Source organism: Paenibacillus soyae, from assembly GCF_024623455.1.
GTDB lineage: Bacteria > Bacillota > Bacilli > Paenibacillales > Paenibacillaceae > Pristimantibacillus > Pristimantibacillus soyae.
Genome location: NZ_JANIPJ010000029.1, coordinates 68,675 through 75,932 on the forward strand (window position 1 = coordinate 68,675; position 7,258 = coordinate 75,932).

At 55.2% G+C, this 7,258-nt stretch carries 7 protein-coding genes; 1 reads left to right on the forward strand and 6 read right to left on the reverse strand.

Going from position 1 to position 7,258, the window contains the following annotated elements; translation table 11 throughout:
• Window positions 1-71: 71 nt before the first annotated feature.
• The 6 genes from NQZ67_RS27310 to NQZ67_RS27335 form a co-directional block, all read right to left on the reverse strand.
• A complete protein-coding gene (locus NQZ67_RS27310; protein ID WP_257452220.1) occupies window positions 72-941 on the reverse strand; it encodes a carbohydrate ABC transporter permease in 870 nt (289 codons plus the stop codon).
• A 33-nt stretch (window positions 942-974) separates the two neighbouring features.
• Entirely contained in the window at window positions 975-1,958 is a 984-nt protein-coding gene (locus NQZ67_RS27315; protein ID WP_257452222.1) for an ABC transporter permease, read from the reverse strand.
• 123 nt (window positions 1,959-2,081) lie between these two features.
• The gene (locus NQZ67_RS27320) at window positions 2,082-2,987 is read right to left on the reverse strand and encodes an AraC family transcriptional regulator (RefSeq protein WP_257452223.1); all 906 of its coding nucleotides are present in this window, start codon (window positions 2,985-2,987) and stop codon (window positions 2,082-2,084) included.
• A gap of 237 nt (window positions 2,988-3,224) precedes the next feature.
• Complete coding sequence (locus NQZ67_RS27325; RefSeq protein WP_257452225.1) at window positions 3,225-3,605, reverse strand: VOC family protein; 381 nt, start codon at window positions 3,603-3,605, stop codon at window positions 3,225-3,227.
• A complete protein-coding gene (locus NQZ67_RS27330) occupies window positions 3,598-4,062 on the reverse strand; it encodes an SRPBCC domain-containing protein (RefSeq protein ID WP_257452226.1) in 465 nt (154 codons plus the stop codon). The genes NQZ67_RS27325 and NQZ67_RS27330 overlap by 8 nt, the downstream gene beginning before the upstream one ends.
• 28 nt (window positions 4,063-4,090) lie before the next feature.
• Window positions 4,091-4,678, reverse strand: a complete 588-nt coding sequence (locus tag NQZ67_RS27335) for a TetR/AcrR family transcriptional regulator (RefSeq protein ID WP_257452227.1) — start codon at window positions 4,676-4,678, stop codon at window positions 4,091-4,093.
• Window positions 4,679-4,931: 253 nt separating this feature from the next.
• Between NQZ67_RS27335 and katG the strand changes: the two genes are divergently transcribed.
• Window positions 4,932-7,118 (forward strand): catalase/peroxidase HPI, encoded by a 2,187-nt coding sequence (katG, locus tag NQZ67_RS27340; RefSeq protein ID WP_257452229.1) that lies wholly within the window; start codon window positions 4,932-4,934, stop codon window positions 7,116-7,118.
• Window positions 7,119-7,258: the final 140 nt, after the last annotated feature.

Here is a 7,258-nt window from a genome sequence, read left to right on the forward strand (position 1 = left end):
GTGAACCTCCCCTTAGTTACTTGCTATTTTCCTATATAAACGGAAAGCTTGGAAGCCCCCGAATATATCCGTTACCCTTTGAGGGAACCAATCATCGTGCCTTTCACGAAGTACTTCTGGAGGATCGGGTAGACGATCAGGATCGGCAAGGCGGCGAAGATGATCGTGGCCGCTTTGATGGACGGGCCGTATTTGAAATTGCCGACAACCGTCCGGCCGAACGTCTCGGCGTCGGTATTCGTAATGACGATTTCCCTCAGGAAAAATTGCAGTACTTGTTTGTCGGCATCCGTGATATACAGGACGGCGTCGAACCATGAATTCCAGTGCCCTACCGCCGACCATAACGCGAGCGTCGCGAGCACCGGCTTCGACAGCGGCAGGATGATGCCGAACAAGATACGGATATCGTTCGCCCCGTCGATCTTCGCGGACTCCTCCAGCTCGGCGGGTATCGCCATAAAGAAGTTGCGCAGGACCAGCATGGAGAAGGTCGGGACGAGTCCCGGCACGATGTACACCCAGACGCTGTCCATTAGGTTCAGCTCTTTGATGAGCAGGAACGTCGGAATCGTGCCCCCGCCGAAAAACATCGTGAACAGGATGATCATCGTATAGAAGCTGCGATGCGGCAAATATTTGCGGGATAGCGGATACGCGCAGAGCGACATCGCAATCAAGGTCAGGAACGTGCCGACAACCGTGCGAAACACCGAATTGCCGAAGCCGATCCAAATTTTCGTCTGGCTCAGCACCTGCTTCCAGGCAAAGAAGTCGATCTCTTTCGGATACAGATGAAAGCCGAACCGGCCGGCTTCGCTCGGACTGCTCAGCGACACCGAAGCGACATGGATGAACGGATAAATGGTTGAAATGCATAACAATGAGATGATAATGATAAGCACCGTCTGAAATAGATGCTCGCCGAATTTAGGTTTCATAGCGCATTCTTTCTCCTCCCGATCGGGGTCCTCTTACAGAACCCCTTCTTGCCCCAATCGTTTCACGATAAAGTTAGTGCCGAGCACCAAAGCGATGCCGATCACGTTTTTGAACAATCCGACCGCCGTCGTGAGTCCGAATTGCGATTGCTGGATACCCGCCCGGTACACGAAGGTATCGAGCACGTCGGCCACCTCGTAGACGACCGGCGAATACAAGTTGAAGATTTGATCGAACCCCGCGTTCAGGATGCCGCCAAGCGACAGGATGAACATGATGGACACGACCGGCAGAATCGACGGGATCGTAATATGCCACATCTTCTTCCAGCGCCCCGCTCCGTCGATGACGGCCGCTTCGTAGAGCGTCGGGTCGATGCCCGATAACGCGGCCAGATAGATGATCGTTCCCCAACCGATTTCCTTCCAGATGTTCGTCACGACCAGCGTCGGACGGAAATATTCGGGATCGGCCAGGAAGTAGATCGGCTCCGCGCCGAACAAATGCAGAATGTAGTTCACGGGGCCTTCGCTCGGCGACAGCATGACGATGATGATGCCCGACAGAATGACCCAAGAGAAGAAATGCGGCACGTACGAGATGGACTGCGCGAACCTCTTGAACAAGCTCGACCGCACTTCGTTCAGCATCAGCACCAATATGATCGGAGCCGGAAAGCCGAACACGATGTTGTACAAGCTGATTAACACCGTATTGCGGAAGATGCGGGCGAAGTCTGGCGATTGGTAGAACAAATATTTGAAATGCTCGAGCCCCACCCAATCGCTGCCCCATATTCCCTTGACCGGGCTGAAATCCTTAAACGCCAGCATGATCCCGTACAGCGGACCATAGTGGAAAATGCCGTACCAAGCCAGGATCGGAACCAGCATCAGGAACAAAAATTTATGTTTCCTGTACTCCTTCCACGTCGCCTTCCAGCTCCGAAGCCGATTCACGGCCGTTTTGCTATCGCTTTCATTTATTTGAATATTGGAGCTATTCAAATGACTCACTTCCTACACGTCCTTCCTGTCATCCCTTTTGCACGCGGCATCGTTCGTTGATATGGCCATTGTACCTTCGATCCGATGGCCGTAATGATAATTCCATGTCCGAAAATGTTGGTTTATTGTCGTTCATTTTATTTTTTTCAAGCCGCTAGGCCGGCCACCCATGCCGGCTCCCGTCCGGTACTTGAGCGGCGTCGTGCCGACCTCCTGCTTGAACACTTGGACGAAATACGACGTGTTCGGTATGCCGACCTCGCTCCCGATCCATTCGATCGACTTGGCCGTCGTCTCCAGCAGCCGGCAGGCATGCCGGATCCGTACGGCCGTAATGTAAGCCTTGAGCGTACTCCCCGTCTCTTCGTGGAACAGCTTGGACAAATAAAATTTGGACAAATGAAGCGCGGCGGCAAGATCGTCCAAATGAAAGCTGTCTTGATAATGCTCGTCGATCCAGGTCATCGCTTGCTGGGCATAGCCCGCCGTCCTGCACTCCTCGGAGCGCTGAGCCTGCAACGCCGGCGCAGCCCTGCTGCGAAGCAAGCATTCCATATTGCGCAGGATCATCATGGCGATTTCTTCCGCGTCCTCGCCCATCCCCCGGCTTCGCAGCCATTGATACTGCTCGTAATTCCGCTCGATTTCGTCCCCGAACGCGGATAGATCGAAGGCCATCGACTTCTGATTCCCGCGCCATAATGCCCGGTACAAGGAATGCCGCTTCACGAACGGCCGAAGCAGATCGTCCACGAGATGCGGATCGAAAAAAACGATCGTACGCGAGTAAGGCTGCTGCGGGCTTACGTCCGCCATGACCTGATGCAGCTGATAAGGGCGGAAGAAGAACAGCATGCCCGGGCGGATCGGGAACGTCTCTCCGTCTACGACAACGCGCCCGGAGCCTTCGTGCACATATAACATTTCGCAGCATTGATGCCAGTGATAGAAGCCCCGGTATTGCTCGGTGTTGCAGAGCCGGTAATCCCAGTGAAGCTTCGCGTTGCCGAACGCGACGGGCTCGAACATTCGTTTCATCGTTGTCCTCCTCGAAAAAGAAAGCGCTTTATAAATCAATCATAAAGAAAATCCCCGCCCGCGAGTATCAAGCGCAGTTAGGGAAATATGGACGATTTATAACGGCGGTTTTCCGTCACGGCCTTGACCTCTTGGTGGATTCCGTCCATATGGATCTAATTATTGTCCATACCGATTTCACCCGCATAAAAAAAAGCACAGCCGTCAGGCCGTGCCAATATCTCCGATTAATCCTCGTTAATTCAGTCGATGTACGATTTCATACTTATTCCCGCATGGATCCTCGAAAAAGACGGCGTAGTACGTCGGGCTGATCGGAAAGAGCCGGGGGCCGTCGTTAATCGTGCCTCCAATTTCCCGAACCAGCTCGGCCATCCGGTCGACTTCCTCTCGGTCATCGGCCCAGAAGCCGATTAGATTCGCATTCGGCTGGTGCTCCCGGTCCTCCGTAATCGCGAAGTAGGCGGTTCTCGGCAGCTCGCCTTCTCCCGCGAACACCCTCCAATCCGCGCTGTGAAACGCGCGCGTGAAGCCAAGCGCGGGCAGAAGCTTCTCGTAGAACGGCAGGACGCGGCTCAAATCGTTGACCCGCAGATCGATATGGCTGAACTTATTCATCGGCTTTCAGCTCCTTTGAAAGTTTATTGTCACAATGGAGTTTGATCTCGCGCAGCACGTTCTCCCAGAAAACTTTCATCTCTTCCCTCGTGTTCTCGTCTTCCAAATGCTCTTGATGAAAGCTGATCGTCGTATGGCCCGGCTTGCCTGGCAGCAGCCTGATTTGCAGCGTGGACGGCTTCGCCCAGTCCTCTCTCTCCCATTTCAGGCGCAGCTGGCTCAGCGTCTTCACGACCCGGAGCTCGCCCGAAACGCCTTCGGCGGACGCAAAACAATCCCCTTCGTTCCAGGTTAGGTTAGTGACGGTCCCCATCCAGAGCCTAGTCCCCTCCAACGACGTAAGATACGCCCAAGCCTGCTCCGGCGAGATCGGCAGCGTTCTTCGGACACCGATTTGGAACCCGCTTTTCGCTGTTTTCCCCACCGGCTTCTGCGCCGTATATTGCGAGTTGCCCATCGAATCACCTCTCCTCATGATAATAAAATTATGGGCTGAGCGCCCTCACGAACAAGTCGACGCTCGACTCCCGGAACTGCTCCGGCGTGAGGGAAGAAAGCGGAGACGGACTGAACAATTGAGACATGAACGCTCCGTAATTCATCCACATGAACGTCATCGCTTGCGCTTCGGCGTCCACCTCAATCATCTTATTCCTTCGCTGCATCTCCGCAAAGTAATCCGAAAGCAGCTCCCGGAGCTTCCGAGGGTGACTCTGCGCCTTCTCCCGAATCGAGGCCAGATCGTTATCCTGCAAGACGATAAGGAACAGCTTGCGGTTACGATCCATCAATTCATAATAAATCCGGCCGATAGTCAGCAGATCCTTCCTCAGCTCCCAAACCAATTCCCGGTTAAAAACCTGCGTCATTTCGACGGAGTAGTGATAGCGGTCCACCGCCTGCTCCAATAAGCTCAGCTTGCTGCCGAAATTGCGGAACAACGTCATTTCGCTGACACCTGACGCGGCGGCGATCTCTTTAGTCGATACGCCCTTGTAGCCTTTCTCCGCCATCAAATGTATTGCCGCTCTCATAAGCTTGGATTTATTATCCGGCTTCGTCTTCATTTCCATTTCTTCACCTTCTTCAACGAGGCGTTTCTGTTAGTTAGTGGTCACTAACATTATGAAATCAGCATACCGTTTCCTGTCATGATTTGTCAAGCAAAGCCAAAAAAATCAAGCCGCATTAATTCCAGATGAGGACGGGGTGAAGATTGCATGAAAGTTCAATTATTCCGTTGATTTCGGTCGCAAATAGCCTTATAAAAGGAAGTAGAGCATATGATTTATTGCTACTATATTTAATCGAATGGGAGATGAACAAATGGACGGTATGGTTTCCGCGGGCGCAGGCAAATGTCCGTTTATGCACGGCAGCGCAACAAGTCACAAATCTACTGCTACTTCCAATAAAGACTGGTGGCCTAACCAGTTGAACCTCAATATTCTTCATCAGCATGATCGCAAGACGAATCCGCTGGGGGAAGACTTCAACTACGCGGAGGAATTCCAGAAGCTGGACTATGAAGCTCTTAAGCAGGACCTTCGCAATCTCATGACGGACAGCCAGGACTGGTGGCCGGCCGATTACGGCCATTACGGTCCGTTCTTCATCCGCATGGCTTGGCACTCCGCAGGTACATACCGCACGGGTGACGGCCGCGGCGGCGCCGGAAGCGGCACGCAGCGCTTCGCTCCACTGAACAGCTGGCCGGACAACGGCAACCTGGATAAAGCCCGTCGCCTGCTTTGGCCGATCAAGCAGAAGTACGGCAACAAAATTTCTTGGGCCGACCTGATGATTCTGACCGGTAATGTCGCGATCGAGTCCATGGGCGGCAGAACGTTCGGATTCGGCGGCGGCCGCGCGGACGTCTGGCATCCGGAAGAAGACATCTACTGGGGCAGCGAGAAGGAATGGCTGGGCGACAATCGCTACTCGGGCGACCGTGATCTCGAGAATCCTCTCGCAGCCGTCCAGATGGGTCTTATCTATGTCAATCCGGAAGGCCCTAACGGCAATCCCGATCCGCTCGCTAGCGCGCGCGACATTCGCGAAACGTTCGGACGCATGGGCATGAACGACGAAGAAACGGTTGCCCTGGTTGCAGGAGGCCATACGTTCGGCAAGGCGCACGGCGCGGGCGATGCCGCGCTTGTCGGTCCGGATCCGGAAGCGGCTCCGATCGAAGCGCAAGGCCTCGGCTGGCTAAGCACGCATGGCTCCGGCAAAGGCCGCGACACGATCACGAGTGGCGTCGAGGGCGCCTGGACGGCCAACCCGACGCAATGGGACAACGGCTTCTTCGAAATGCTGTTCGGCTATGAATGGGAGCTGACGAAGAGCCCGGCAGGCGCGCATATCTGGCATGCCGTCAATCCTGCGGAACAGCATCTTGCGCCGGATGCGGAGGACGCGTCCGTTCGCGTTCCGACGATGATGACCACCGCGGATATGGCGCTCCGCATGGATCCGGTCTACGAGAAAATCTCCCGCCGTTACTATGAGAACCCGGAAGAGTTCGCGGACGCTTTCGCCCGCGTATGGTTCAAGCTTACGCACCGCGACATGGGGCCTCGCGACAGATACCTGGGGCCGGAGGTTCCGGAAGAAGTGCTGATCTGGCAGGATCCTGTTCCGGCTGCCGAATACGTGCTCACGGACGCGGACGCAGCCGAGCTGAAGGCGAAAATTTTGGCTACGGGGCTTTCGGTCAGCGAGTTGGTAACGACGGCCTGGGCTTCGGCCAGCACCTTCCGCGGCTCCGATATGCGCGGCGGCGCCAACGGCGCGCGCATCCGACTGGCTCCGCAAAGAAATTGGGAAGTGAATCAGCCGCAGCAGCTGGATAACGTCCTATCGATTCTGGAAGGCATTCAAGCGGACTTCGGCAGGAAAGTAAGCTTGGCCGATTTGATCGTGCTCGGCGGCAGCGCCGCGGTCGAGAAAGCCGCTCGCGACGCGGGCTTTGACGTGACGGTTCCATTCGCCGCAGGACGCGGCGACGCGACGCAGGAGCAGACGGATCTGGAGAGCTTCGCCGTTCTGGAGCCTGTCGCCGACGGCTTCCGTAACTATCAGAAGAAGCAGTACAGCGTAAGCGCAGAGGAGCTTCTGCTCGATAAGGCGCAGCTGCTCGGCCTTACCGCGCCAGAGATGACGGCCCTTATCGGCGGCATGCGCGTCCTCGGCACGAACTACGGCGGCACTCGTCACGGCGTATTCACGGACCGCGTGGGCACGCTCACGAACGACTTCTTCGTGAACCTTCTGGATATGAACGTCGCTTGGAAGCCTGTAGACGGCATCGTCTACGAAGGCCGCGACCGGAAGACGGGCGAAGTCGTGCGTACGGCCACTCGCGTGGACCTCGTATTCGGCTCGAACTCCATTCTTCGCGCCCTTGCCGAAGTCTACGCTCAGAATGACAACCAAGAGAAATTCGTCCGCGACTTCATCTCGGCATGGGTGAAAGTCATGAACGCGGATCGTTTCGATCTGAAGCGGTAATGATTATCCATTCATAATCGAGTAGGAGGGGGCGGCTAGCCCCCGTCCTCTCACACCACCGTACATGCGGGTCCGCATACGGCGGTTCCAAAAGGTTAACAAAGTTCTAAATAACGAGAAAGTAAACTTTTCAGCCCTTT